Source organism: Microbispora rosea, assembly GCF_900156315.1.
Lineage (GTDB): Bacteria > Actinomycetota > Actinomycetes > Streptosporangiales > Streptosporangiaceae > Microbispora > Microbispora rosea.
On record NZ_FTNI01000016.1, the window covers coordinates 178,889 to 203,456 of the forward strand.

Here is a 24,568-nt window from a genome sequence, read left to right on the forward strand (position 1 = left end):
GCCTCACCCGCGCACGTACGCGTGCGGGGTCGTGCCGAAGGCGTGCTTGAACGACTGGATGAACGCGCTGGGGCCGCTGTAGCCGCAGGCGGCGGCCGTCGAGGTCACCGACCGGCCGCCGGCCAGCAGGATGAGCGCGCGGTGCAGCCGCAGCTGGGTGCGCCACTGCGGGAAGCTCATGCCGGTCTCCGCGCGGAACAGCCTGCTGAGCGTGCGCTCGGAGGCGCCCACCACTGCGCCCAGCTCGGCGAGCGTCCGGCCGTCCGCCGGATCCGCCTCGAGGATCGCGGCCACGTCGCGCAGCCGGGGGTCGGACGGCGTCGGCAGGCACAGCGGCAGCGCCTCGACCTCGCGGAGCTGGTCGAGCAGCACGCGTTCCAGGTTGGCCCGCCGGCTCGCGGTCGGCTCGTCGTCGCCGGTCAGGGCGACCACCACCTCCCGCAGCAGCGGCGTGATCGCCAGGACCGTGGGCCGGTCCAGCCGCAGCGGGTTGACCCACGGGTCGAAGACCAGCGCCCGCATCTCGGTCGGCCCGTACGCCTCGTGCGCGTGCGCGACCCCTGCCGGTATCCACACGCCCCGGTGCGGCGGCACCACCCAGTCGCCGATCGGGGTCGAGATCCGCAGCACCCCGCGGTGCGGGTGGATGAGCTGGTGCGAGGCGTGGTCGTGCCAGTCGATGCGCTCGCGGTGGGCCAGCGGCACGCGGGACGCGCCGCCGCCGGCGGGATGGCGCGCGGGTTGGCGGGCGGGTTGGGGGGCGGGTTGGCGCACGGGTTGGCGGGTTGCCGACATGACTCGGCAGAGTATCGCTAGTTCGCCGACGGGGTCGTCCTGGATGCTCGACGGAGCCTCTCAAGGAGACGATCAGTGACACAGACATCCGTTCAGGCTCCGGCGGCGCGGGCGACGTCCGCGTGGCGGCGCATGTGGCTGTGGGCGGCCGCGCACGCCGTCGACGACCTCTACCAGGGACTGGTGCCGGCCTGCGTGCCCTATTTCGTGCTCGACCGGCACTACGGCTACGTGGCGGCCTCCGGGCTGACGCTGGCCGCGGCCCTGGGCAGTTCGATTCCGCAGCCGTTCATCGGCCTGGCGGTCGACCGTTTCCGCCTGGGCTGGATGGCCGCCGCCGGTGTCGCGCTGGCCGGGCTCGGCCTCGGCCTGTCCGGGCTGGTGGAGCCGTACCCCGCGGTCTGGGCCCTCGTCCTGTTGTCCGGGCTCGGCGTGGCCATGTTCCATCCGGCGGCGGGCAAGGGGGCCAGGGAGACGGCGGGAGACAGCGCCACGGCCATGAGCGTCTTCGCGGCGGGCGGGAGCGTCGGCTTCTTCCTCGCGCCGGTGCTGGCCACGCCCGCCCTCATCGCGATGGGCGTCGGCGCCACGGTCCTGTTCATCCCGCCGGCCCTGCTCGTCGCGTTCGCGCTGCTCAGGAACCGGCCCTCGGCCGGGGCCGCCGTGGCGGGCACGCGCGCGGGCACCGACAGGTGGGCGCCGTTCATGGTCCTGACCGGCATCGAGGTCGTCAGGTCGGTGACGTTCTTCGGCGTGCTCACCTTCATCGAGCTGTTCTGGATCAGGCATCTGGAGGCCGGGCGCGGCCTCGCGGGCGCGGCCCTGGCCTGCTTCCTTGTCGGCGGGGTCGCGGGCACCCTGATCGGAGGGCGCCTCGCCGACCGGATCGGACTCGTGCGGACCGTGCAGATCGGCGGTCTGCTCGCCATACCCGCGCTCGCCGGGCTGCGCCTGCTCCCGGGGCCCTCCCTGCCGCTGCTGTTCGCCGTGCTCGCGGGCATCGCGATCAACATCCCGTTCGCCGTGCTGGTGAAGCTGGGCCAGGACTACCTGCCGAACCGGCCGGGCACCGCGGCCGGCGTCACGCTCGGGCTCGCCGTGAGCGTCGGCGGGCTCGCCGCGCCGGTGTTCGGCGTCACGGCCGAGGCGTACGGCCCGCAGGGCGTCTTCACCGTCCTCTGCGTGGTGCCGATCGCGGCCGTGGCGCTGGGACTGTTCCTCCCCCGCAGGTGATCCCCGCGGGCGCCCGCCGGCCTCAGCCTCCGGTGACGACGCCCGGCGTGGCGGCCAGCAGCAAGACGTCGATCCCCGCGGCGCCGATCGCGGCGGCGAAGGGCGCCACGGGCACGCGCCGGGCGAGCAGCAGGCCGGCCGCGGCGCACGCGGCCACTCCGGCGAGCGCGAACCATCGGACCGGACCCGCCGGTCCCGGAGGCGCGACCACCAGCAGCGCCGACGCGGCCAGCACCGGCAGCGGCAGGAGAACCCGCACCCGGGCGGGGCCGAGACGCTGCGGCCAGCCCCGCACTCCCGTCGCGACGTCGGTCTCGATGTCGGGCAGCACGTTCGCGAGGTGCGCCGCGCAGCCGAGCAGCGCCGCGGCGAGCACGGCCCACCAGGCCGGCGGTGAGACCGGGAGGCCGTGGCGCGGCGTTCCGGCCGCCACGAACACCGGCACCGCGCCGAACCCGGCCGCGTACGGCGCCCACGAGGCCGCCGTGCCCTTGAGCCACAGGTTGTAGACCCAGGCCGCGGCGACGGCGACCACGTGCGTCGCCCCCGCCACCACGCCGCAGGCCAGCGAGAGCGGCACGCAGGCCGCCAGCGCGGCGAACGCCGCGACGCGCACCGTACGCGCGGACACCAGGCCCGCCACGATCGGCTTGGACGTCCGGCCGGCGGCGGCGTCCCTGGCGGCGTCCACGGCGTCGTTGCACCAGCCCACGGACAGCTGGCCGGTCAGCACGGCGAGAGCCGTCAGCGCCGTCCCCGCCGGGCCCCACCCGGCGACCGCCACGAGCACCGTGACCAGGGTCGTCACCGCCGCCGCCGGGCCCGGGTGACATGCCCGGGCCAGCCCGGCCGCCGTACGCGCCGCCCCGGCCACCCCGGCCGCCGCCTCGCTTGAGATGCCCGCGACGTCCGCCGGGGCGGAGCCCGCGCGACGCGCGCCCCGAACCGGCACGGCGGCACCCGCGCCGCCGTCGGCCGCCGCGTCGTCGGGCAGTTCCGGTGAACCCGTCACGATTGCGAGCGTAACCCGGCATCTCTGAAACAGATCACGATCCACCCCTGAAGGCATGCAGCGGCCCGTTAACGGGCAGGAGGGATTTATCAGGGTTTTCGCCTGCACAAGGATGTGAGATGACGCGGATCGCGGCCGTCCATGGTGTCGTTCCCCCGCATCGCCACTCGCAGGCGGAGATCGCGGACGCGCTGGCGCGGGTCTGCCTCCCGCCGGGCGCCGATCGCCGGCTTCTCGACCGGCTGCACGCCGGCGCCCGGGTGGAGCACCGCAACCTGGTGCTGCCGCTCGACCAGTACGGCAAACTCGACGGCTTCGGCGCGGCCAACGACCTGTTCATCGAGGCCGCGCTCGACCTGGGCGCGCAGGCCGTCACGGGGGCTTTGGACGCGGCCGGCCTCACCCCTGCGGACGTCGACATGATCATGTGCACCTCGGTGACCGGGGTCGCCGCGCCGTCGCTGGACGCCCGATTAGCCAACCGGATCGGGTTCCGCCCGGACGTGAAGCGGGTGCCGGTGTTCGGCCTCGGGTGCGTGGCGGGAGCGGCGGGGATCGCCCGGCTGCACGACTACCTGCGCGGCTGGCCCGGCCACGTCGCGGTGCTGCTCTCGGTCGAGCTGTGCTCCCTCACGTTGCAGCGCGACGACACCTCCACGGCCAACCTCGTGGCGGGCGCCCTGTTCGGGGACGGCGCCGCCGCCGTGGTCGCGTACGGGGACGAACGGGAGCCGCCACGGGCGAACGCGGCGGGGCCCGCGGTGGTGGGGACGCGCAGCCGCCTGTACCCCGGATCCGAACGCGTGATGGGCTGGGACGTCCGCGACAGCGGCTTCCGGATCGTGCTGGACGCCGGGGTGCCCGAGATGGTCCGCGCCTATCTGGGCGACGACGTGCAGGGGTTCCTCGGCGACCACGGCCTGGCCGCGGACGACGTCACCGCCTGGGTCTGCCACTCCGGCGGCCCCAAGGTCCTGGAGGCCGTCGCGGAGACGCTCGCGCTCCCTGACGGCGCGCTCGACCTCACCTGGCGTTCCCTCGCCGCCAACGGAAACCTGTCGTCGGCCTCCGTGCTGCACGTGCTGCGCGACACCCTCGCCCTGCGGCCCCCGCCGCCGGGCACGCCGGGCCTGCTGCTGGCGATGGGCCCGGGGTTCTGCTCCGAACTCGTCCTGCTGCGCTGGTAGGGAGGAGCCGTGTCGCCCGTGTCGCCCTGGTATGTGCTGCTCATCGCGCTCGTCGCGGCGGAGCGCCTCGCCGAGCTGGTCGTCGCGCGCCGCAACGCCCGCTGGAGCCTCGGCAGGGGCGGCGTGATGTACGGCAGGGGCCACTATCCCTGGATGGTCGCCCTGCACACCGGCCTGCTGGCCGGATGCCTGCTGGAGGTGTGGCTGGCGGACCGGCCGTTCGTCCCCGGCCTGGGCTGGCCGATGCTCGGGCTGGTCCTGGCCGCGCAGGGACTGCGGTGGTGGTGCGTCACCACGCTCGGCCCCCAGTGGAACACCCAGGTCATCGTCGTGCCCGGTCTCCCGCTCGTGCGGCGCGGGCCGTACCGGTTCGGGTGGCTGCGCCACCCCAACTACGTCGCGGTGGCGGTGGAGGGCGCGGCGCTGCCGCTCGTGCACTCCGCCTGGCTGACCGCGCTGGTCTTCACCCTCCTCAACGTGCCGCTCATGGCCGTACGCCTGCGCTGTGAGAACGCCGCCCTCGCCACCGCGGCCACCGGCTCGGCCGCGCCCGGCGCGGGGGCGGAGACCGCGGCGTGATCGACCTGCTGGTCGCCGGCGGCGGGCCCGCCGGGCTGGCGACGGCCATCAACGCGGCGCTGGCCGGAATGGAGACGGTCGTGGTCGAGCCGCGGACCGGCCCGGTCGACAAGGCGTGCGGGGAGGGCCTGATGCCCACCGGCGCAGCCGCGCTGGCGGATCTCGGGGTGGCGGTGCCGGACGGCAGGCCGTTCCGCGGCATCCGCTATGTCGACGGGCCGCACCGGGTGCAGGCGGAGTTCCGGGACGGTCCCGGGCTGGGCGTGCGCCGCACGGCCCTGCACACCGCGCTCGCCCACCGCGCCCGGGACCTCGGCGTCCGCGTGGTGCCTGGCCGGGTGGACGCGGTGCACACCACCGGTGAGGGCGTGCGCGCCCGCGTGACGGGCGGCCCGGAGCTGTGCGACCCGGAGCTGAGTGACCCGGAACTGAGTGATCCGGAGCTGCGCGGGCCGGGGACGCGCGGCCGGAAAGGGCGTGGCCCGGAGTCCCGGGGCCTGGAACGGAGTGGCCGCGAACTGGGCGCGCGGTGGCTGGTCGCGGCCGACGGGCTGCACTCGCCGATCAGGGCGCGGCTCGGGCTCGACCTGCCTTCCTGCGGCCCCCGCAGGTACGGCCAGCGCCGCCACTACCGGGTCGAGCCGTGGACGGACTTCGTGGAGGTGCACTGGGCGGCCGGCGGCGAGGCGTACGTCACGCCGGTGGGCGACGACCTGATCGGCGTGGCCGTGCTGAGCAGCGAGCGGCGGACCTACGACGAGCACCTGGCGCGGTTCCCCGACCTGCTCGCCCGGCTGGACGGCCCTCCCGCCACCCCCGTGCGCGGGGCCGGGCCGCTGCGCCAGCGGGTGCGGCGGCGAGTGGCCGGACGGGTGCTGCTCGTCGGCGACGCCGCCGGCTATGTCGACGCGCTCACCGGCGAGGGGATCTCGCTCGCGCTGCTGTCGGCCCGCGCCCTGGTCGCGTGCCTGCGGGCGGGCCGCCCCGAGGAGTACGAGACCGCCTGGCGGCGCCTGTCGTGGCGGTCCCGCCTGCTGACGGCCGCGCTGGTGGGGGCCAGGCGGCATCCTCCCGCCGCCCGGATGATCGTGCCCGCCGCGCGGCGCCTGCCCGCGGTGTTCGGGGCGGCGGTGCGGTCGCTCGCCTGAGCGCGGCGCCTCCTGCGACCCCGTGACTTCCGCGATCCCGCGCCTTCCGTGCGAAACCGGTACAGCACCCCTGAATTGTTACAGCCGGATTCACAATTCATGAATGCCCGTTTTTAGGACGCCTCGGAGACTCCTATACGCGGCAGTAATAGAACCTACTTCGAGAATGACAAAGTAGCCATATTTCGTGACCGGTATGCAAAGATCTGGTGTGTGTACCGAATGGCGAGGCCGATGTTACGGCAAGGATGACTGGAGGGTCGTCACTTGCCCCACGTGCCGCACATCGTCCTGCTCACCCTGCTAGCCCTGCTCGGTACGCTCCCGATCGCCGCGCTGGCCGTCCTCGCGACGCGCCTGCGCCGGCTGCGCGCCATGCAGGCCGAGGCCGCGCGGCAGGCGGCGGCCGAAGCGCGCGAGCAGTTCGGCCGCGACGTGCACGACCTCGTGAGCAGCCGCCTGTGGCTGGCCACCCTGCGCAGCGAGCTCGCCTACCGGCTCGCGGACGACGACAGCCCCCTGCGACCGGCCCTGGCCGACGTGGTGCAGTCGATCCGCCAGGCGTCCGCCGACATCCGCAACGTGACCCGCTCCTTCCGTGACGTCTCGCTCACCTCGGAACTGGCCAACGCGCGCGCCGTGCTCCGGGCGTACGGCACCGACTGCAAGGTCGATGTCACCGAGGCGGAGCCGGGCGACGAGGTGAGCGCCGTGTTCGCGATCATGGTGCGGGAGGCGGTGACCAACGTCCTGCGGCACAGCAGGGCGACCCTGTGCACGATCGAGATCGTCGTGCGGGGCGGCATGGCGACGCTCACCGTCGCCAACGACGGCGTCGACCCCTCCACACCGCCCGGCGACGGCAGCGGACTGGACAACCTCCGCACCAGGGCGGCGGCGCTCGACGGCGTCGTGGGAACGGTCCTCGACCCGGACGGCTGGTTCCGCCTCATCGCCGAGATCCCCCGCAGGAGCGGGGACCGCCGCTAAACGCCGTCCCCGCTCACCGGCCCCGTTCACCGGCCCCGTTCACCGGCTGGGCGGCCCGGCTTCCAGGACGCCATCCACGGGTCTCAGCCAGCGGCCTCACATCGCGGGCCTCATACCTCTGTGCGCGCCCGCAGGCCGCGCGCATGCGCGTCGGGCACTGCCCGGACCCCGGCCCCCTCACCCGTACGCGGCCCGCCGCGGCGGCGTCGCGCGTTTGACCAGCCCCTTGACCGAATAGTCCGTTCGTCCTCCCGATGACCGCCGTGAAAAGCATCATCGCCGACCCATGACTGCGTCACGGTTCGTTACGTGCAGATTTCACATAGCGCAGTTGACGGGCGTAACTTGGCCCTTCTCTTTATTTCCGGAATTCTTTGATGTGACCGGCCTGAGGGGACATCTGGTGATTAGTAAGTACGAGATTTACTGCCTCGCAGATCCCTTGTTCTACGACACGCTCGACACCAAGCGCGCGGAGCACCCCGACTTCGCCATCGCCGCCCGGCCCACTCCCGACGGGTGGGCGCACGCCGAGAGCGAGACCTGGCTGCACTACGCGCCGGCCGGCGCGGCCCTGCCCACGCAGGGCTGGAAGATCCACATCTCCTCCTCCGTGCCGGAGGCGGAGCGGGTGATCGCGGCGGCCTGGGACTACTGCGTGCACCGCGGGCTGGCCTTCAAGTTCCTGCGCGGCCGGCGTGTGATGACGATGCAGAACTCCAAGTACGCCTTCCGCGGGTCGAGCGGCAAGCTGGTCACCATCTATCCCGTCGACGAGGCCCAGCTTGAGCTGACGCTCAAGGAGCTCGCCGAGATCCTCGACGGCGTCGACGGGCCGTACATCCTCAGCGACCTGCGTTACGGCGAAGGCCCCCTGTTCGTCCGCTACGGCGGATTCGCCGAGCGCCACTGCCTCGACGACAACGGCGAGCGGGTGCTGGCGATCGAGAACGCCGCCGGCGAGCTCGTCCCCGACGTGCGCGGTCCCGCGTTCGCCCTGCCCTCCTGGGTGACCCTGCCGGCGTTCCTCGAACCCCACTTGGCCGCGCGCAACGCGGTGACGCTCGAAGGCGTGCCGTACGCGGTGGAGGGCGTCCTGCACTTCTCCAACGGCGGCGGCGTCTACCTGGGGCGCGACAGTCGCACCGGCGAGAAGGTGGTGCTCAAGGAGGCCCGCCCGCACGCCGGGCTCGACGTCGAGGGACGCGACGCCGTCACCCGCCTGCGGCACGAGGCCGCGATCATGGAGCGTCTGGCCGGTCTCGACGTCGTGCCGACGCTGCGCGACTACTTCACGGTCGGCGAGCACCACTTCCTGGTGCAGGAGTACGTCGACGGCACCTCGCTCAGCCAGCTCATCGCCCAGAAGCACCCCCTCACTCGGGCCGACCGCACCCCCGAGCTGGACGCGGACTACGCCGAGTGGGCCATCGGGATGCTCACCAAGGTGCGGGCCGCGGTCTCGGCGCTGCACGAGCGCGGCGTGGTGTTCGGCGACCTGCACCCCTTCAACATCCTGGTGGAAGGCGGCGTGGACGGCGACCGAGTGGTCCTGATCGACTTCGAGGTCTCCTCCCCGGTCGAGGAGCGCAGGCGGCCCACGCTCGCCAATCCCGGCTTCGTGCCGCCGCGCGAGCTGGCCGGCGTCGAGGCCGACGAGTACGCGCTGGCCTGCCTGCACCTGGGCGTGTTCGCCCCGATGACCACCATGCTGCTGCAGCTCCACCGGCCCAAGGCCGCCCAGCTCGGCCGGCTGATCATCGAGACGTTCCCGGTGCCGCCGGCGCTGATCCAGGGAGCCGTACGGACGATCCTGGGGCAGGACCCGCCCGCGCCGGAGCCGAGCCGGCTCCCCCGGCCGGGCCGGCTCACCCAGGGCTGGCCCGCCCTCCGGGAGGCGCTGGCGAAGGCGATCCTCGCCTCGGCGACGCCGGACCGCGAGGACAGGCTGTTCCCCGGCGACATCGTCCAGTTCGAGCCCGGCGGCGGGGTGAACCTCGCCAACGGCGCGGCGGGCGTCCTGTACGCGCTGGCGGTGACCGGGGCGGGGCGCGTCCCCGAGCACGAGGAGTGGCTGATCAGGCAGGCCGCCAGACCCGGCATCGGGCCCGGTTTCTACAACGGGCTGCACGGGGTGGCCTACGCGCTGGATGCGCTCGGCCGCCGCGAGGAGGCGCTCGACGTGGCGCGGCGCTGCGGCCGGGAGCTCCCGGAGGGGCTGGACCTGAGCCTCTACCGCGGCCTGCCCGGCATCGCCCTCGCAATGATGCACCTGCACGACGTGACCGGCGAGCCGGAGTTCCGCGAGCGGGCCGCGCGCGTCGTGGCGCTGGTGGCCGACCGGCTCGGCGGCCCGGACGACGTGCCCGAGATCAGCGGCGGGAGGCATCCGCACGCGGGGCTGATGTACGGCTCCTCGGGACCCGCCCTGATGTTCCTGCACGCCTACGAGCGCACCGGCGACCCCGGCCTGCTCGACCTCGCGGCCATCGCGCTGCGGCAGGACCTGCGCCGGTGCGTCGGCCGCGAGGACGGCCAGCTCCAGGTGCAGCAGGGCTGGCGGACCAACCCCTACCTCGACGAGGGGTCGGCCGGCATCGGCCTGGTGCTGGACCGCTACCTGACCCACCGGCACGACGAGACCTTCGCCGAGTCGCTGGCCGCCATCCGGCCGGTCACGACGCTGCACTACTACGTCCAGTCGGGGCTGTTCGCGGGCCGGGCCGGCATGATCGCCTGCCTGTCGTCCGGCTCGCACCCCGACCCCGAGGCCGCCGCGGCGCAGATCGCCCGGCTGGCCTGGCACGAGCTTCCCCATCAGGGCGGGCTGGCCTTCCCCGGAGCCCAGTTGCTCCGGCTGTCCATGGATCTCGCCACAGGGAGCGCCGGCGTGCTGCTCGCGCTCGGCGCCGCGCTGCACGACGAGCCGGTCAGTCTCCCGTTCCTCGAGCCCCCCGGACGGTCCGAGGCGCAGGGGCCCCTGCGCACCGCCGCCGGGTCGAACGTCCCGACCAGCCCCGGAAGGAGGTGAACGCACAATGGCGCTCCTCGACCTGCAGACCCTCGAGGCCCCCGGCGGCCACGGCGGTGGCGGTGGCGGCGGCAGCAACCTGAGCCTGCTCGGGTGCACCCCGCACGAGAACAGCAGCCTCAGCATCATCTGCGGCTGAGACCCTCCCGTGAACATGATCTTCAGCCTCATCCCCGGCTGATGGAACCCATACAAGGAGATGATCCAGATGGCGCTTCTCGACCTGCAGAACCTCGAGGTTCCCGGCGGCCACGGCGGCGGCGGTGGCGGCGGCAGCAACCTGAGCCTCCTGGCCTGCACCCCGCACGAGAACAGCAGCCTCAGCCTGATCTGCGGCTGATAGCACGCTGAGGGAGTCCTGGGCGGTCGTCGCGGCCGCCCAGGCTTCCGCGTTTCCGGCCCTGGCCGGCCGCGGGAGCCGTCCCCGTCTGTCCTGTCCGGCCTTTCACCTCTGGAGGATCCGGTGAGCTCACGACCGGCGGACCTGCTGATCGCGCGGGCCGTACGGCGCGGCGGCCCGTGGCTCGCGGTGCTCGCGGCGACGGCGCTGCTGGGCGCCGCGGCCGACCTGCTGCTCCCGGCGGCGCTCGGCCGCGCCGTCGACGCCGTGGTGCGGATCCGGGCGCGGGATGGAGCGGGGGCCGAGGCCGGGTTCGGGCTCACCGGCCCGCTCGCGACCGCCGCCCTGCTGGTCGCGCTGGTCGTCGCGTGCGACGCGCTGGGCGTGCTCGCGTCCGGGGTGAGCGGGGCGCGGGCGGCCCAGTGGCTGCGCTCCCGGGTGGTGGCCCACACCCTGTCCGTCGGGGCCGGCATGACCCGTCACTTCACGCCGGGTGAGATCGTCACCCGCGCCGGGGTGAACGTGGAGGAGGCCGGGCGGACCCCCGAGGCCGTCGTCACCGCCGCCACGCTGGTCGTTCCGGCGGCCGGCAGCGTCGTCGCCCTCGCGTTGATCGACCCGTGGCTCGCGGTCACGCTGGTGGCCGGTCTGCTCCTGATCGTGGCCGTGCTGCGCGCGTTCATGCGCAGGACCACGGCGGCCTCCGGCGGCTACCAGCAGGCCCAGGGGGAGATCGCGGGCATGCTGGTGGGCGCGCTCGCCGGCGCCCGCACCATCACCGCGGCGGGAACCGAGGACCGGGAGGCGGCGCGCGTGCTCGCCCCGCTCCCCCGCCTGCGCGCCCACGGCCTGGCGCTGTGGCGCCTGCAGGCGCGGGCCGGCGTCCAGGCCGCCGTCGTCGTCCCGCTTCTGGAGATCGCCGTGCTCGCCGTCGGCGGGCTGCGTCTGTCGGCCGGCGGCCTCACCGTCGGGGAACTGCTCGCCGCCGCGCGCTACGTCGTGCTCGGGGCGGGACTGGGGTCGGCGCTCGGGTACGCGGCGCGCATCGCCCGCGCCCGGTCGGCCGCCCAGCGGCTGGAGCAGCTGTTCGCCGTGCCGCCCCCGGCGTACGGGGACCGGCCGCTGCCGCCGGGCCCGGGCACCCTGGAACTGCGTGACGTGACCGTGCGGGCCGACGGCGTGCGGCTGCTGAGCGGCGTCACCCTGGTGGTGCCCGGCGGCACGTGCACGGCCGTGGTGGGCCGCTCGGGCTCGGGCAAGTCGTCGCTGGCCGCCGTCGCCGGACGGCTCGTCGATCCCGAACGCGGCGCTGTCCTGCTGGACGGCGTGCCCCTGCGTGAGATCGGGCGGGAGCCGCTGCGCCGCGCCGTCGGATACGCGTTCGAGCGGCCCGCGCTGTTCGGCGAGACGCTGGGCGAGGCCGTCGCCTTCGGCCTCGGCCCGGCGGACGACGCCGGGGAGCGTAACGAGAACGCGGCGCGGGCGGCCGCGGGCGCCGCCCGCGCCGACGCCTTCATCCGGCGGCTGCCGCTCGGGTACGACACCCCGGTCGGCGAGGCGCCGATGTCCGGGGGCGAGACCCAGCGGATCGGCCTGGCCCGCGCGTTCGCCCAGGCCGGTCGGCTGCTGATCCTGGACGACGCCATGTCGAGCCTGGACACGGTGACCGAGCGGCAGGTCGGGCGGGCGCTCACCGGAAGCCTGTCCGACCGCACCCGGCTGGTGGTGGCCCATCGCGTGACGACGGCGGCGCAGGCCGACCAGGTCGTGTGGCTGGAGAACGGGCGGGTCCGCGCGGCCGGCACGCACGAGCGGCTGTGGCACGACCCCGGCTACCGCGCGGTGTTCCGCGCCGAGGAGGCCTCGTGAAGCGCCGCGCACCCGAGGGAGGGCGACCGGGAGCGACCGTCGGGCGGCTGGTCGTGGGGGCGCTGCGGCGCGAACCCTCCCGGCTGCTGTGGCTGGCCTGCTGGTCGGTGGCGGAGGCCCTGCCCGCGCTGACCGGCGGGTACGCGATCGCGCGGGCCGTGGACGACGGCTTCGCCGCGGGGCGGCCCGGCGCCGGCCTGATGTGGCTGGGCGTGCTGGCCGCCGCGTGGGGGGTGGCCGCGGTGGCCGCCCGGCAGGTGCTGCTGCTCATCGCGGGGATCGTCGAGCCGTTCCGCGACGACCTGCTCGAGCGTGTGGTGACCGGGGCGCTGCGCGCCGGGCGGGGCGGCGACAGCGCGGCGGTCGCCCGGATGAACCATCAGGTCGAGCTGGCCAGGGACGCCTTCGGCGCGATCATCACGGTGGTCAGGACCTTCGTGTTCACGGTGGCCGGCGTGGCGGTGGGGCTGACGACCCTGGCCCCGGAGGTCGTCCCGCTCGTGCTGGCGCCGGTGGCCCTGGGGCTCGGTCTGTTCCTCGTCTCCCTGCCCGCCCTGGCCCGGCGTCAGCGCGAGTTCATCGTCGCCGACGAGCGCACGGCGACCGCGGTGGCCGCGATGGCGGGCGGCCTGCGGGACGTGACCGCGTGCGGCGGTGAGGCCCGGGTCGCGGCGAGCGTCGGGCGGGAGGTCTCCCGGCAGGCGAGGGCGGCGCGGGCGCTGGCCCGGGTGACGGCGTCGCGCACGCTGTCGCTGGCGGTGGGAGCGTGGCTGCCGGTGGTGCTCCTGCTGGCCGGCGCGCCCTGGCTGGTGCGCCAGGGGGTCACCGGCGGGGTGATCCTCGGCTCGCTGACCTACGTGATGCAGTCGCTCTCCCCCGCGCTCGGCGGCCTGGTCCAGGGCCTCGGCGTCAGCGGCGTCCGGCTGGCCGTCACGCTGGAGCGCATCCTGCACGCGCCCGGCCCGCCCGTGCCGCACGGCGACAGGGAGCCCGGCGGGGTCCGGCTGGAGCTGCGCGGAGTGCGCTTCGCCTACGGCGCCGCAGGGCACAAGGCCCCTGAGCCGGTGATCGACGGCCTGGACCTCGACGTGCCCGAGGGCGACCACCTGGCGGTCGTCGGCCCGAGCGGGATCGGCAAGTCCACGCTGGCCGCGCTCGTCGCCGGCCTGCTGACCCCGGATGACGGCGAGGTCCTCGTCGGCGGCGTCCCGGCCGCGCGGGTCCGCCCGGCCGCCCGCGCGCTGATCCCCCAGGAGGCGTACGTCTTCCCCGGCACCCTGGCGGAGAACCTGACGTACCTCGCGCCGGGGACGCCTCCCGAGCGGGTGGACGAGGCCGTGGCGGCGTTCGGGCTGACGGAGCTCGCGCGGCGCACCGCGGGCGGCCCGCTCGATTCGGCCGAGCTGTCCGCGGGTGAGCGGCAGCTCGTCGCGCTGGCCAGGACCTACCTGTCCCCCGCCCGGCTGATCGTGCTGGACGAGGCGACCTGCCATCTCGACCCCGCGGCGGAGGCACGGGCGGAGGCGGCCTTCGCGGCGCGCGGGGGCACGATGATCGTCGTGGCGCACCGGATCTCCTCGGCCCTGCGGGCCCGGCGGGTGCTGGTCATGGACGGCACTCGCGTCCTGCTCGGCACGCACGAGGAGATGGTGGCCTCCTCACCGCTGTACGCCGACCTGGTGGGCCACTGGGAGGGCCCGGGGAGGCTACCGGCGGGGGCGGTAGCGCAGGATGCCGAGGTCGCGGCCGGCCGCGGGCCACAGCCAGCCGCACTCGGAGGCGATCTGGATCGCCTCGACGCGTGAGCGGGCGCCGACTTTGGTGAGGATGCGGGACAGATAGTTGCGGACCGTTCCCCTCGACAGCGACAGGCGGTCGGCGATCTCGCCGACGGTGGCGCCGCCGGCCGCGGTCTCCAGGACGTCGAGCTCGCGGGCGGTCAGCGGGTTGCTGTCGGCGTCGAGCGCGGCCACCGCGAGCTCGGGGTCGATGACCCGTTCCCCCTTCGACACGCGGCGGATGCAGTCCACGAGGTGGCCAGGCGAGGCGTCCTTCACGACGAAGCCGCGCACGTTGGCGTCCAGCGCCTTGCGCAGCGCCATGGGCGTCCCGAGCCCGGTGAGGACGACGGTCCTGCAGGAGGGCAGCCGGCGGTGCAGCTCGGCCGCCGCGGTGATGCCGTCGACGCCGGGCATCCCGATGTCGAGCACGGCGACGTCGGGGCGCCTCAGGCAGCCGAGCCGGACGATGTCCTCGCCTTTGTCCGCCTCGGCCACCACCTCGAGGTCGTCCTCGCTCGACAGGAGGGCGACCAGCGCCTTGCGGATGAGGTGCATGTCCTCGGCGAGCATCAGTCGGATCAAATTAGACCCCCCTACACGCGGTGCGAGCGGGTGCTCGCCGTTGGTGACCGCGGCGTTTCACTCACTATGAGGGTTCCGCGCGCATGCCGGGACCTCTCTACCCCAACTGTCACCTTTAATCAGGAAGCGCGTCACAGAAAAGCCGACGCCCGGCCCCCTTCACGGGAGCCGGGCGTCGCGGTCGGGTCTTCTAGTGCCAGACCTTCACGTAGTCGGTCGCCTGGGAACCCTTGAGCCCGCGGTTGCCGTCGAACCGCACCGCCCAGGTGCCGGAGCGGAAGGCCCGGACCTTGGTGGCGAAGTCGCCGTCGCCGGCGGTCTTGACGGTGCTGACGTACTGCCACTTGTGGGAGCCCGAGGACTGGAAGTAGACCTTCACGTTCTGCGAGCCCAGCCAGTGCCAGTTGTTCCAGTAGTTGTGGCTGTCGGAGCAGAAGCGGTCGCCGCCGTGACGACCGGAGAAGTCGTTCCACCCGTCGTAGTACCAGTCACCCCAGCACTGCGCGACCTGCAGCGAGCCCTTGAGGGTCAGCGAGCGGCCCTTGCGGACCGGCTCGGGCGTGGCGTCGAAGCCGGCGATGCGGGTCGCCTTGGGACCCGTCGGGCGCGGCGCGTGCCACTCGTTGCGCTTCACCGTGAAGCTGCGGTCGGTGGTGTACTTCTTGCCGTCGAGCCCGATGGCCTCGACGTGCACCTTGTAGGTGCCGGCGCGGTCGCTCCAGTCGAAGCTCCACGAGCGCGAGGCGCTGTCGAACTTCGGACCGTCGTTGTGACCGCTCTTCTGCTTGCCGAACCAGTGGTCGCCGCCGTGGTCGCCGTGACCCTGCGGACCCCACAGGTCGATGTCCACGCTCTGGACGTCCTTGGTCGTCACCCGGGCGGTGACCCGGGCGGACCGGCCCTTGCTCACCACGACGACGTTGGGATCGACGTCGACCGAGATGATGCGGGGGTCGGCCTTGTACGGCTTGTGGAAGTCAGGCTTGTGGAAGTCAGGCTTGTGCGGCTTGCGGAAGGTGTCCCCAGCGGTGGGGCTCGGCGTGGGCGACGGCGTAGGCGCGACAGTGTCCGCGTACGCGGGCGCAGTCGCGAGCGCCGTGGCGCCCATGGCGACCGCTACCAGGGTGGTAGCAGCTCGTTTCACCATGAGGGTTATTCCTCTCCCCGTTCAGGAACGCACCCCCGGTTTGGGGTACGCCAACGTCATAGACGTCACAAGCAGGAGAAAAGTTGCCTCACAGGTTCAGGAAAGACATAACAAAAGAGTAACGCCCTATTTGTCCGTTTATCCCTTTTGTGGTAATAGGGGCTGTTCACGCCTCGCGTTGCGGACTGGCATCGGCGGCGTACCGGGAGGTGCCCGCGTACTCGGCACGCCAGGCGCCCTCGCCGTCCGCACGGACCCGGGCGGTGAACCAGCCGTCCCTGCGGGTGACCGCCTCCCCGACGGTCTTCCAGCGGGACGACCCCTCGGGGCGGAAACGGATCCTGACCCGCTGCCCGGCGAAGGGCCGGTAGTCGACCTTCCCGACCGGGTCGACCCGCATCAGCGTCCCGGTGACGCGCACGCCGTTACCCTCGCGGGCCACCTTGAGCCCCTCGATCTCGGTCTCCCGGCGCAGGTTGAAGCCCGCGTGGGCGACAACCCGCTCGCCCCGCCCGGTCACCGCGGTCGCGACGACCGTCCAGGGGCCGCTCGGATACCACCGCGACAGCGCCTTGTCCGGAAGGAACCGCCAGGTCTCCCACTCCCCGGACGAGATCCGCCGGGCCGGCCTGCCGTCGCGTGACGCGCCCGTCACGCCGGGCACCACGGCGGACGCCAGCCCGCCCAGGCCCGGCAGGGGCACGGCGGCAGGCACGGCGGCAGGGACGGTGCCGGGCACGGTGGCCGGCACGGTGGCGCCCGGGGGGACCGCCGGGTCCGGGGAGACGGACGGCACCGGAACGGCGTCGCCGGACGGCGGCGAGGGGGTGACGTCCGGCCCGGGCTCCTCGCCGGGCTCGTCGTCTTCCGCGGGGGCGCGGCCGGGTTCCAGGACGACGGAGACGCGGTCCGCGCCGCGTGCCACCACGTCGACGACCAGCCGCACCGACCCGCTCGGGCCGACCACGGGCTCGGACGGGCGCACCACGACCGAGCGGATGGCCAGGTCTCCGGAGGCGGGGGCCGGCGCGGCCGCCGCCGTTGTCGCGGTCGTCGCCGTCGCGAGGACCAGCGTCGCGAGCAGAGGTCTCATCATGCCCCGTGACCGTACGCACGCCCGCGGGCCGTCCCGCCCCCGACACACTCCCGGGCCGGTAAAAATTCGGCCCGGCGAGGCTTCGCCGCGGGGGGATTCGCCGCGGGGGGATTCGGCGCGGGGGGGATTCGGCGCGGGGGAATCCGGCGCTGCGAGCACTCGCCTCGTGATCAGCCGGTCGTGTACAGCTCCTCGATGACCTCGGCGTACCGGGCGTGGACGACCCGGCGCTTGAGCTTCAGGCTGGGGGTGAGCTCCGCGGTCTCGGCCGTCCACTCGACGGGCAGCAGCCGCCACCGCTTGACCTGCTGCACCCGGGCGAGCTTGCGGTTGGCGGCCTCGACCGCCGCCTCGACCTCCTTCAGCACGTCGGGGTGCGCGGCCAGGTCGGACAGGGAGCCGAAGGCGATGCCGCGCGCCCTCGCCCACTCGGGGGCCACCTCGCCGTCCAGGGTGAGGATCGCCACCGGATAGGGCCGGCGGTCCCCGTACGCGAGAGCCTGGCCGATGAGCGGGTGCTCCTTCAGGTGGCCCTCGATGGCGGCCGGGGAGACGTTCTCCCCGCCGGAGGTGATGAACAGCTCCTTCTTGCGGTCGACGATGCGGACGAAGCCGTCCTCGTCGATCGACCCCACGTCGCCGGTGTGCAGCCAGCCGTCGTCGTCGAGGAGCTCGGCGGTCGCCTCGGGCAGGCCGAGGTAGCCCCGGGTGTTGAGCGGGCTGCGGGTGAGGATCTCGCCGTCCTCGGCGATCCGCACCTCGACGCCCGGCTCGGCCCGGCCCACCGTGCCGAGCCTGAAGACCTCCGGCGAGTTGACGGTGAAGGCGCCGGTCGTCTCGGTCATGCCGTACACGTCGATGACCTTCAGGCCGAGGCCGGCGAAGAACCGCTGCACCTCGACCGGCATCGGCGCGGCGGCGGTCGCGCACCAGCGGGCCTGGTCGAGCCCGATCAGGGAGCGGACGACCGACAGCAGCGCGGCGTCGGCCCGCTCGTACGCCTCCCGCACCTCGGGCGTGACCGTGTGCCCGTGCTGCTGCCCCTCGACGTACGCGAGCCCGGCGGCCATCGCCGCCCGCACGTTCTCCTGCTGCTCGGGCGGCTGGGTGGCCAGCAGGGCCTGCAGCCTGGCCATCATCTTCTCCCAGACGCGGGGGACGCCGAAGAAGAGCACGGGACGCACCTGGCCGAGCGTGGCGCCGAGGTTCGCCATGTCCGTGCAGAAGTAGACGTGGTTGACCTTGACCAGCGGCAGGTAGAGACTCAGCACCCGCTCGGCGATGTGGGCGTAGGTGAGGTAGGAGATCTGCGTGCCGTGCGTGGGCAGTTCGATCATCCGCTGGGTCGTGACGATCTCGAACAGCACGTTGGCGTGCGTCAGCGGGACGCCCTTGGGGTTGCCCGTCGTCCCCGAGGTGTAGAGGACGGCCAGCGTGTCCTCCGGGGTCACCGCGCGCCAGCGCGCGTCCACCGCGGCCGGGTCGGCGGCCAGTGCGTCGGCGCCGAGCTTCAGGAACGCCTCCCAGCTCAGGAAGCGCTCGTCGCCCTCGGGCGCGCCCTCCAGCATGACGATCCTCGTGAGCGCGGGCAGCTCGCCGAGGACCGGCTCCCAGCGGGCCAGGTCGGCCGGGCCGCCGAGCACCGCGATCCGCGCCCCGACGTCGCGGGCGACGTACGCCACCTGCTCGGGGGCGAAGGTCGCGTAGATCGAGCAGGGGACGCCGCCAGCGTGGACGGCCCCGAGGTCGGCCAGCACGTGCTCGCTGCGGTTGACCAGCATCAGCGCGACGGCGTCGCCCGGCCGCAGGCCCAGCGCGGCGTAGCCCGCGGCGATCTGCAGCACCCTCCCGCGCGCCTCGGCGTAGGTCAGGGTCGTCCAGCCGTCGCCGGCGGGATCGGAGTAGGCAGGCGAGTCCGGATGCTCCTGCGCGGCCCACCTGAGCTGCTCGCACACCGTCCGGCCCGCGATCTCCTGTTCGATCGCGGCCCGCTCCTCGATCACGCCGGTCATCGCGCCTCCCAAGGGGTATTCCGCACGCGTGGCATGCATCGCACCACACAGGATCATCGGGGACAAGACCCCGGCGACGAGAAGCACGGCGCCCTGTGCTATAGGCGGCCCTCATAATCGGACAAACAAGACATAAAGGCAGGTAAGGTACACGGGACGATGCGTGATCGGGGGGATCGCATGGCATCCGGAAGATCGGGTCCGCCGACGGCCGAGCGGACGTTCTTCGGCCATCCGCGGGGGCTGGCCACGCTGTTCGGCACGGAGATGTGGGAGCGCTTCAGCTACTACGGCATGCGCGCCATCCTCGTCCTGTTCCTGACCGCGCCCGTCACGCGCGGCGGCATGGGCCTGCCGGAGACGACCGCGGTCGGCATCTACGGCGTCTACATCGCCTCGGTCTACCTGCTCGCCATCGCGGGCGGCTGGCTCGCCGACCGGCTGCTCGGGGCGCGCAGGACCGTGCTGTGCGGCGCCCTGGTCATCATGGGCGGCCACGTCAGCATGGCGATGCCCGTGGGCGGCGGGTTCGTCTGGCTCGGCCTCGTGCTGATCGCGCTGGGCAGCGGGCTGCTCAAGCCGAACATGTCGGCACTGGTGGGCGAGCTGTACCGGAACGAGGACGACGCCCGGCGCGACTCCGGCTACACGATCTTCTACATGGGCATCAACCTGGGCGCCTTCCTCGGCATCATGGTCGTGCCCTGGCTGCAGACGGGCGGCCGCTGGCACCTCGCCTTCGGCGCGGCGGCGCTCGGCATGGCCTTCGGCCTGGCGCAGTACGTGCGGGGCCGGGCCACGCTCCACGGCGCCGGCGAGGAGCCGGACCACCGCTTGACACCGGACGAACAGCGGCGCTTCAAGGCCGTCGCGGGCGTCTCGCTCGCCGCCGGCGCGGGCGCGCTCGCCCTGTGGGCGCTCAGCGGCACGCTCACCGTGGACCGGTTCGCCCTCGTGCTCACGGTCGTGACGGCCTCCGTGCCGGTCGCGTACTTCGCCTTCCTGTTCTCCTCGCGCGAGGTCACCGCGGAGGAGCGCAAGGGCCTGTACGCGTACGTGTGGCTGTTCCTGGCCGCCGCGATCTTCTGGCTCGTCTACGACCAGGCCGGCAGTGCCCTGCTGCTGTTCGCGAAGAACGACACGAATCTGGACGTGCTCGGCTTCACGATCCCGCCGGGCTGGGTGGGCAACGTCAACTCGCTCGCGATCATCCTCGTCGCGCCCCTCTTCGCGGAGATGTTCCTCAAGGCGGGCACCAGGATCAGCACCCCGCTCAAGTTCGCGGTCGGCCTGGTGCTCGTCGGGCTGAGCTTCGTCGTCATGTCGGTCGCGGCCGGCATCGCCTCCGGCGGGGTGAAGGTCTCGGTCATGTGGCTGCTGTCGGTCTACCTCATCCAGACCGTCGGCGAGCTGTTCCTCAGCCCGGCCGGGCTGTCGGTTACCAACAAGCTCGCCCCCCGGGCGTTCGAGAACCAGCTCATGGGCCTGTGGTTTCTCTCCATGGCCCTCGGCGACTCCGTCGGCGGCCAGGCCTACCGGCTGACCACGGTCGTGCCGATGCCCGTGTACTACCTCGCGCTCGCGCTCGCCGCGATCGCGGCGGGCCTGCTCATGCTGCTGTTCGTCCGCAGGCTCCGCATGATGATGGCCGAGCACCACGTGCCGTCCGTGCCCGCGGCCGGCTGAGCACAGCGGGGCCGGGCAGAGGCAGGGCCGGAAACGCCGCTCACAGGGTCGGCGTGAGCGGCTCGCGCGGGCGATAACCGGCGGGGTCGCGGGCGATGCGGCGCACCGCCTCCTCCATCACCGCCGGCGGCTGGGTGAACGGCAGCCGCAGGTAGCGCTCCAGCGTGCCGTCCACGCCGAACCACGGGCCCGGCGCCAGCCGCACGCCGCGGGCGGCGGCGGCCTCGGCGACCGAGCTCGCCACCGGCCCGTCGAGCCGCACCCACAGCGAGCCGCCGCCGCGCGGCGGCGTGAACGCCCAGCCGGGCAGCTCCTCCCGCAGCACCGCGGCGAGCGCCGCACACGACGCGCCGAGCGCACGGCGGCGCTCGGCGCGCGCCTCCTCGACCCGCTCGAACAGGCACGCGACGACCAGCTGCTCGAAGACCGCGCCCGCGATGTCCACGGCGGCCCGCAGCACGGCCAGGCGGCGGACGGTCGCGGCGCTCGCCCGGATCCAGCCGACCCGCAGGCCGCCCCACCACAGCTTCGAGGCCGAGCCCACGCTGATCACCCGGCCGTCGGTGTCGAACGCGGCCAGCGGCGCCGCACACGCCGTCTCGTCCAGCACGATCTCCGCCCAGCTCTCGTCGGCGATCAGCGTGACGCCGTACCGGCGGGCCGCCTCCACCAGTGCGGCGCGGCCGGCGTCGGCCATCAGGTGTCCCGTCGGGTTCTGGAAGTCGGGGATGACGTAGGCCAGGCGGGCCGCCGACTGGCGCATCGCGCAGCTCACCAGGTCGAGGTGCCAGCCGTCCTCCTGCACGCCGACCGGCACCAGGCGGGCCCCCCGCATCCGGGCCGCGTCGATCGCGTGCGGGTAGGTCGGCGACTCGACCAGCACCGGGTCGCCCCGCCCGGCGAACGCCGACATCAGCAGGTGGACGGCCTGCTGGGCCCCGGCCGTGACGAGGATCTGCTCGGGCCGGGTGGGCAGCCCCCGCTCGCCGTACCTGCGGGCGATCGCCTCGCGCAGCGGCGCGAGCCCGGCCGGGTGGTAGCCCATGCCCAGCGCGTACCGGTGGTAGGCCCGGCCCGCCTCCTCGATGGCCTCGCCGAGCAGGGCGGTCGCCGGGGGCGCCGCCGCGTGCAGCGGCAGCAGCCCGTCGTCGTCGGACGCCAGCCACGGGTTGTCGGTCCCGAGCGCGCCCGCGTCGGGCAGGGCCGCGCGGCTGCCCGATCCCTGCCTGCTCTCCAGGTAGCCCTGCTCACGCAGCCGGTCGTACGCGGCGGTCACGGTGGTGCGGCTCACGCCGAGGGCCTCGGCCAGGTGCCGCTCGGCCGGCAGGCGCACCCCCACGGCGAGCCTCCCGTCGAGGACCAGGCCGCGTACGGCTTCCGCGAGCGCCCGGTAGTAGGGCCGGGCCTCCGCCCTGTCCCCCGCGCCCTTCGCCGTGCCCTTCGCCGTGCCGTCAGCCACGTCTTCTCCTCCGCCCCGGACGAGCCGGGCGAGCTGGGCAGCACTGAGATGCCGATCCATGCAGGCCAATTTCTCTGATTGGCTCTTTTCTCGCAACCCCTCCGGCTTGCACGATGGGCCGACTATGACCGAACTGTCCCTCCCCCGCCCTCGTTCGCTCCCGCTGCGGCTCATCCGCCTCTACACCGGCCTGGCGCTGTACGGCGCCGGGATCGCCCTGCTCGTCAGGTCCGGGCTGGGCCTCGACCCCTGGGAGGTCTTCCACCAGGGCATGTCGGTGCGCACCGGGTGGTCGATCGGCCTGTGCATCAACCTGGTGGGCGCGCTGGTGCTGCTGCTGTGGATTCCCCTGCGGCAACGCCCCGGCCTCGGCACGATCAGCAACGTCCTGGTGGTCGGCACCAGCGCCGACGGGGTGATGGCACTGGTGCCCGCGCCCTCGGCCTGGCCGGTCCAGTGGGCCTTCCTGCTGGGCGGCATCGTCGCCATCGCCGCCGCCTCGGGGCTCTACATCCACGCGGGCTTCGGCCCGGGGCCGCGCGACGGCCTGATGACAGGTCTCAACCGGCTCGGCCTGTCGATCCGGCTGGCCCGCACGGTCGTCGAGATCGGCGTGCTCGCCGCGGGCTGGCTGCTCGGCGGCACCGTCGGGATCGGCACGGTGGTGTTCGCGGTGACGATCGGCCCGGTGACGCAGGTCTTCATGAAGCTGTGGGCTCCCGCCGGGGACACCGCCCGGCCACCGGGTACGAAGCCGTCGTGATTACACGGCCGGGGCCCGGACCGCGGCAGGCGCGGATGCGCCCGACCAAGCAGGCCGGCGTGGGACCGCTGCCGAGGGGAGGCCCACGCCCGGCGCTGAGGGGGACCCGAGCGCGGGGAGGCGAGCGCATGCGGATCGAGGACTACGCCATGATCGGGGACACGCATTCGGCCGCCCTCGTCGGCATGGACGGGTCGGTCGACTGGCTGTGCCTGCCGAGGTTCGACTCTCCCTCCTGCTTCGCCCGGCTGCTCGGCGACGAGCACAACGGCTTCTGGCGGCTCGCCGCCGCGGGGCACGACCGGGCCGCCCGGCGGGCCTACGTCGAGGACACGCTCGTGCTCGCGACCGACTGGGAGACCTCCACCGGGACGGCCAGGGTCGTCGACTTCATGCCGCCCCGCTCCGGCAATCCCGACCTCGTGCGGATCGTGGAGGGCCTGTCCGGCACGGTGGAGATGACGACCGAGATCCGCATCCGCTTCGACTACGGCCGCATCGTGCCGTGGGCCCGCCGGATCGGCGGTCACCTGCACGCCATCGGCGGCCCGGACTCGGTCTGGGTGCACTCCCCGATCTGCCTGCGGGGCGGCGACTACCGGCACGAGGCGACGTTCACGGTCGCCGCCGGCGAGCGGGTGCCGTTCGTCTTCACCTGGCACCCCTCCCACCGGCCCCAGCCGGAGCGCATCGACCCCCTGCGCGAGCTCGGCCTCACCGTCGCCGTGTGGCGGGACTGGGTCTCCCGTTGCGGCTACCGGGGTCCCTGGCGCGACGCCGTGGTCCGCTCGCTCATCACCCTCAAGGCGCTCACCTACAGCCCGACCGGCGGCATCGTGGCCGCCCCGACCACGTCGCTGCCCGAGCACCTGGGCGGGGTGCGCAACTGGGACTACCGCTACTGCTGGCTGCGCGACGCGGCGATGGCACTCGACGCGCTCCTACGATGTGGATACATCGAGGAGGCGGACGCCTGGCGCGTGTGGCTGCTGCGCGCCATCGCCGGCCGCCCCGAGGACCACCAGATCATGTACGGCGTGGCCGGTGAACGCCGCCTGCCGGAGATGACGCTCGACTGGCTGCCGGGCTACGAGGGCTCACGGCCGGTGCGCATCGGCAACGGGGCCGCCGGCCAGTTCCAGCTCGACGTCTACGGCCAGGTGGTCAACGCCCTCTACCGGGCACGCAAGCAGGGCATGGCGCCCGACGACTACACCTGGTCGCTGCTGCTGAAAGGGGCGGTCTTCCTGGAGCACAACTGGGACCGGCCGGACGAGGGACTGTGGGAGGTGCGCGGCCCCCGCCGCCACTTCGTCCATTCCAAGGTCATGGCGTGGCTCGCCTTCGACCGTATGACCCGCGCGGCCGAGCTGGGCCGCACCGGCCCGTTCGACCGGTGGGCCGCCCTGCGCGACCGCATCCACGCCGAAGTCTGCGACAAGGGCTACGACCCCGTACGCAACACCTTCACCCAGTCCTACGGCTCCCGCGAACTGGACGCCGCACTCCTCCAGATCCCCATCGTCGGCTTCCTCCCCCCCGACGACCCCCGCGTCATCGGCACCGTCGAAGCCATCGAACGCGAACTCATGACCGACGGCTTCGTCCTGCGCTACCCCCTCGCCGAAGACAACCCCGTCGACGGCCTCCCCGGCCGCGAAGGCGCCTTCCTCGCCTGCAGCTTCTGGCTCGCCGAAGCCCGCGCAATGATCGGCCGCCACAACGACGCCGTCGAACTCTTCCAACACCTCATCGCCCTCACCAACGACGTCGGCCTCCTCGCCGAGGAATACGACCCCACAACAGACCGCCAACTCGGCAACTTCCCCCAAGCCTTCAGCCACATCCACCTGATCCG

General features: G+C 73.6%; 20 protein-coding genes. 13 read left to right on the plus strand and 7 right to left on the minus strand.

The annotated features are described in order from the left end of the window. Positions 1–3: 3 nt before the first annotated feature. Positions 4–795 carry an AraC family transcriptional regulator gene (locus BXA11_RS22755; RefSeq protein WP_083744492.1) on the minus strand — a complete coding sequence of 264 codons (792 nt, stop codon included), beginning with the start codon at positions 793–795 and terminating at the stop codon, positions 4–6. Between the two features lie 75 nt (positions 796–870). On the opposite strand from BXA11_RS22755, the gene BXA11_RS22760 reads away from it, so the two are divergent. Then, entirely contained in the window at positions 871–2,028 is a 1,158-nt protein-coding gene (locus tag BXA11_RS22760) for an MFS transporter (RefSeq protein WP_076437610.1), read from the plus strand. 22 nt (positions 2,029–2,050) lie between these two features. Here BXA11_RS22760 and BXA11_RS22765 read toward each other — a convergent pair whose 3' ends face one another. Beyond that, the gene (locus BXA11_RS22765; RefSeq protein ID WP_239104985.1) at positions 2,051–3,040 is read right to left on the minus strand and encodes a UbiA family prenyltransferase; all 990 of its coding nucleotides are present in this window, start codon (positions 3,038–3,040) and stop codon (positions 2,051–2,053) included. A gap of 119 nt (positions 3,041–3,159) precedes the next feature. Here BXA11_RS22765 and BXA11_RS22770 point away from each other — a divergent pair, with 119 nt between their 5' ends. The 9 genes from BXA11_RS22770 (at position 3,160) to BXA11_RS22805 (ending at position 13,989) form a co-directional block, all read left to right on the plus strand. After that, positions 3,160–4,227 carry a type III polyketide synthase gene (locus BXA11_RS22770; RefSeq protein WP_076437612.1) on the plus strand — a complete coding sequence of 356 codons (1,068 nt, stop codon included), beginning with the start codon at positions 3,160–3,162 and terminating at the stop codon, positions 4,225–4,227. 9 nt (positions 4,228–4,236) lie between these two features. Then, positions 4,237–4,806 (plus strand): isoprenylcysteine carboxyl methyltransferase family protein, encoded by a 570-nt coding sequence (locus BXA11_RS22775; protein ID WP_239104984.1) that lies wholly within the window; start codon positions 4,237–4,239, stop codon positions 4,804–4,806. Beyond that, complete coding sequence (locus BXA11_RS41480; RefSeq protein ID WP_083744495.1) at positions 4,803–5,954, plus strand: NAD(P)/FAD-dependent oxidoreductase; 1,152 nt, start codon at positions 4,803–4,805, stop codon at positions 5,952–5,954. The genes BXA11_RS22775 and BXA11_RS41480 overlap by 4 nt, the downstream gene beginning before the upstream one ends. Positions 5,955–6,230: 276 nt before the next feature. Continuing rightward, positions 6,231–6,944, plus strand: coding sequence for a sensor histidine kinase (locus tag BXA11_RS22790; protein WP_051761537.1), 714 nt, complete (start codon positions 6,231–6,233; stop codon positions 6,942–6,944). A gap of 403 nt (positions 6,945–7,347) precedes the next feature. After that, positions 7,348–9,975 (plus strand): class III lanthionine synthetase LanKC, encoded by a 2,628-nt coding sequence (lanKC, locus tag BXA11_RS22795; protein WP_143734450.1) that lies wholly within the window; start codon positions 7,348–7,350, stop codon positions 9,973–9,975. A 7-nt stretch (positions 9,976–9,982) separates the two neighbouring features. Continuing rightward, positions 9,983–10,114, plus strand: coding sequence for a SapB/AmfS family lanthipeptide (locus BXA11_RS42310; RefSeq protein ID WP_143734451.1), 132 nt, complete (start codon positions 9,983–9,985; stop codon positions 10,112–10,114). A gap of 69 nt (positions 10,115–10,183) precedes the next feature. Further along, positions 10,184–10,315: a SapB/AmfS family lanthipeptide gene (locus tag BXA11_RS42315; RefSeq protein WP_143734452.1), complete on the plus strand. Its 132-nt coding sequence runs from the start codon at positions 10,184–10,186 to the stop codon at positions 10,313–10,315. Positions 10,316–10,438: 123 nt separating this feature from the next. After that, positions 10,439–12,184, plus strand: coding sequence for an ABC transporter ATP-binding protein (locus BXA11_RS22800; RefSeq protein ID WP_076437614.1), 1,746 nt, complete (start codon positions 10,439–10,441; stop codon positions 12,182–12,184). Further along, positions 12,181–13,989 carry an ATP-binding cassette domain-containing protein gene (locus BXA11_RS22805; RefSeq protein ID WP_076437616.1) on the plus strand — a complete coding sequence of 603 codons (1,809 nt, stop codon included), beginning with the start codon at positions 12,181–12,183 and terminating at the stop codon, positions 13,987–13,989. Before BXA11_RS22800 ends, BXA11_RS22805 begins: the two co-directional genes overlap by 4 nt. On the opposite strand, the gene BXA11_RS22810 is transcribed toward BXA11_RS22805, so the two are convergent. From BXA11_RS22810 to BXA11_RS22825, 4 genes are all read right to left on the minus strand, one after another. Further along, on the minus strand, positions 13,891–14,535 hold the full coding sequence (locus tag BXA11_RS22810) for a response regulator transcription factor (RefSeq protein WP_308441048.1): 645 nt from the start codon (positions 14,533–14,535) through the stop codon (positions 13,891–13,893). The genes BXA11_RS22805 and BXA11_RS22810 overlap by 99 nt on opposite strands. Before the next feature lie 202 nt (positions 14,536–14,737). After that, positions 14,738–15,694: a hypothetical protein gene (locus BXA11_RS22815; RefSeq protein ID WP_143734453.1), complete on the minus strand. Its 957-nt coding sequence runs from the start codon at positions 15,692–15,694 to the stop codon at positions 14,738–14,740. 166 nt (positions 15,695–15,860) lie between these two features. Then, the gene (locus BXA11_RS22820; protein ID WP_076437622.1) at positions 15,861–16,790 is read right to left on the minus strand and encodes a hypothetical protein; all 930 of its coding nucleotides are present in this window, start codon (positions 16,788–16,790) and stop codon (positions 15,861–15,863) included. 170 nt (positions 16,791–16,960) lie between these two features. Continuing rightward, complete coding sequence (locus tag BXA11_RS22825; RefSeq protein ID WP_076437624.1) at positions 16,961–18,802, minus strand: AMP-dependent synthetase/ligase; 1,842 nt, start codon at positions 18,800–18,802, stop codon at positions 16,961–16,963. Positions 18,803–18,982: 180 nt separating this feature from the next. On the opposite strand from BXA11_RS22825, the gene BXA11_RS22830 reads away from it, so the two are divergent. After that, positions 18,983–20,488, plus strand: a complete 1,506-nt coding sequence (locus BXA11_RS22830; RefSeq protein ID WP_076437626.1) for a peptide MFS transporter — start codon at positions 18,983–18,985, stop codon at positions 20,486–20,488. Between the two features lie 40 nt (positions 20,489–20,528). Here BXA11_RS22830 and yczR read toward each other — a convergent pair whose 3' ends face one another. Further along, the gene (gene yczR / locus BXA11_RS22835) at positions 20,529–22,007 is read right to left on the minus strand and encodes a MocR-like transcription factor YczR (RefSeq protein ID WP_083744497.1); all 1,479 of its coding nucleotides are present in this window, start codon (positions 22,005–22,007) and stop codon (positions 20,529–20,531) included. Positions 22,008–22,071: 64 nt separating this feature from the next. Between yczR and yczE the strand changes: the two genes are divergently transcribed. Together yczE and BXA11_RS22845 are read left to right on the plus strand one after the other, a co-directional pair. After that, positions 22,072–22,710 (plus strand): membrane protein YczE, encoded by a 639-nt coding sequence (gene yczE, locus BXA11_RS22840; protein ID WP_076437629.1) that lies wholly within the window; start codon positions 22,072–22,074, stop codon positions 22,708–22,710. Positions 22,711–22,838: 128 nt separating this feature from the next. Then, on the plus strand, positions 22,839–24,568 hold a 1,730-nt coding region (locus tag BXA11_RS22845), incomplete at its 3' end, for a glycoside hydrolase family 15 protein (protein ID WP_076437631.1).

Bases quoted from the DNA above. Each gene is read 5' to 3' on its own strand.
- BXA11_RS22755 (WP_083744492.1), bottom strand. From the start codon at position 795: ATGTCGGCAACCCGCCAACCCGTGCGCCAACCCGCCCCCCAACCCGCC.
- BXA11_RS22770 (WP_076437612.1), top strand. From the start codon at position 3,160: ATGACGCGGATCGCGGCCGTCCATGGTGTCGTTCCCCCGCATCGCCAC.
- BXA11_RS42310 (WP_143734451.1), top strand. From the start codon at position 9,983: ATGGCGCTCCTCGACCTGCAGACCCTCGAGGCCCCCGGCGGCCACGGC.
- BXA11_RS42315 (WP_143734452.1), top strand. From the start codon at position 10,184: ATGGCGCTTCTCGACCTGCAGAACCTCGAGGTTCCCGGCGGCCACGGC.
- BXA11_RS22810 (WP_308441048.1), bottom strand. From the start codon at position 14,535: ATGCTCGCCGAGGACATGCACCTCATCCGCAAGGCGCTGGTCGCCCTC.
- BXA11_RS22815 (WP_143734453.1), bottom strand. From the start codon at position 15,694: ATGGTGAAACGAGCTGCTACCACCCTGGTAGCGGTCGCCATGGGCGCC.
- BXA11_RS22820 (WP_076437622.1), bottom strand. From the start codon at position 16,790: ATGATGAGACCTCTGCTCGCGACGCTGGTCCTCGCGACGGCGACGACC.
- BXA11_RS22825 (WP_076437624.1), bottom strand. From the start codon at position 18,802: ATGACCGGCGTGATCGAGGAGCGGGCCGCGATCGAACAGGAGATCGCG.
- BXA11_RS22830 (WP_076437626.1), top strand. From the start codon at position 18,983: ATGGCATCCGGAAGATCGGGTCCGCCGACGGCCGAGCGGACGTTCTTC.
- yczR (WP_083744497.1), bottom strand. From the start codon at position 22,007: ATGGATCGGCATCTCAGTGCTGCCCAGCTCGCCCGGCTCGTCCGGGGC.
- yczE (WP_076437629.1), top strand. From the start codon at position 22,072: ATGACCGAACTGTCCCTCCCCCGCCCTCGTTCGCTCCCGCTGCGGCTC.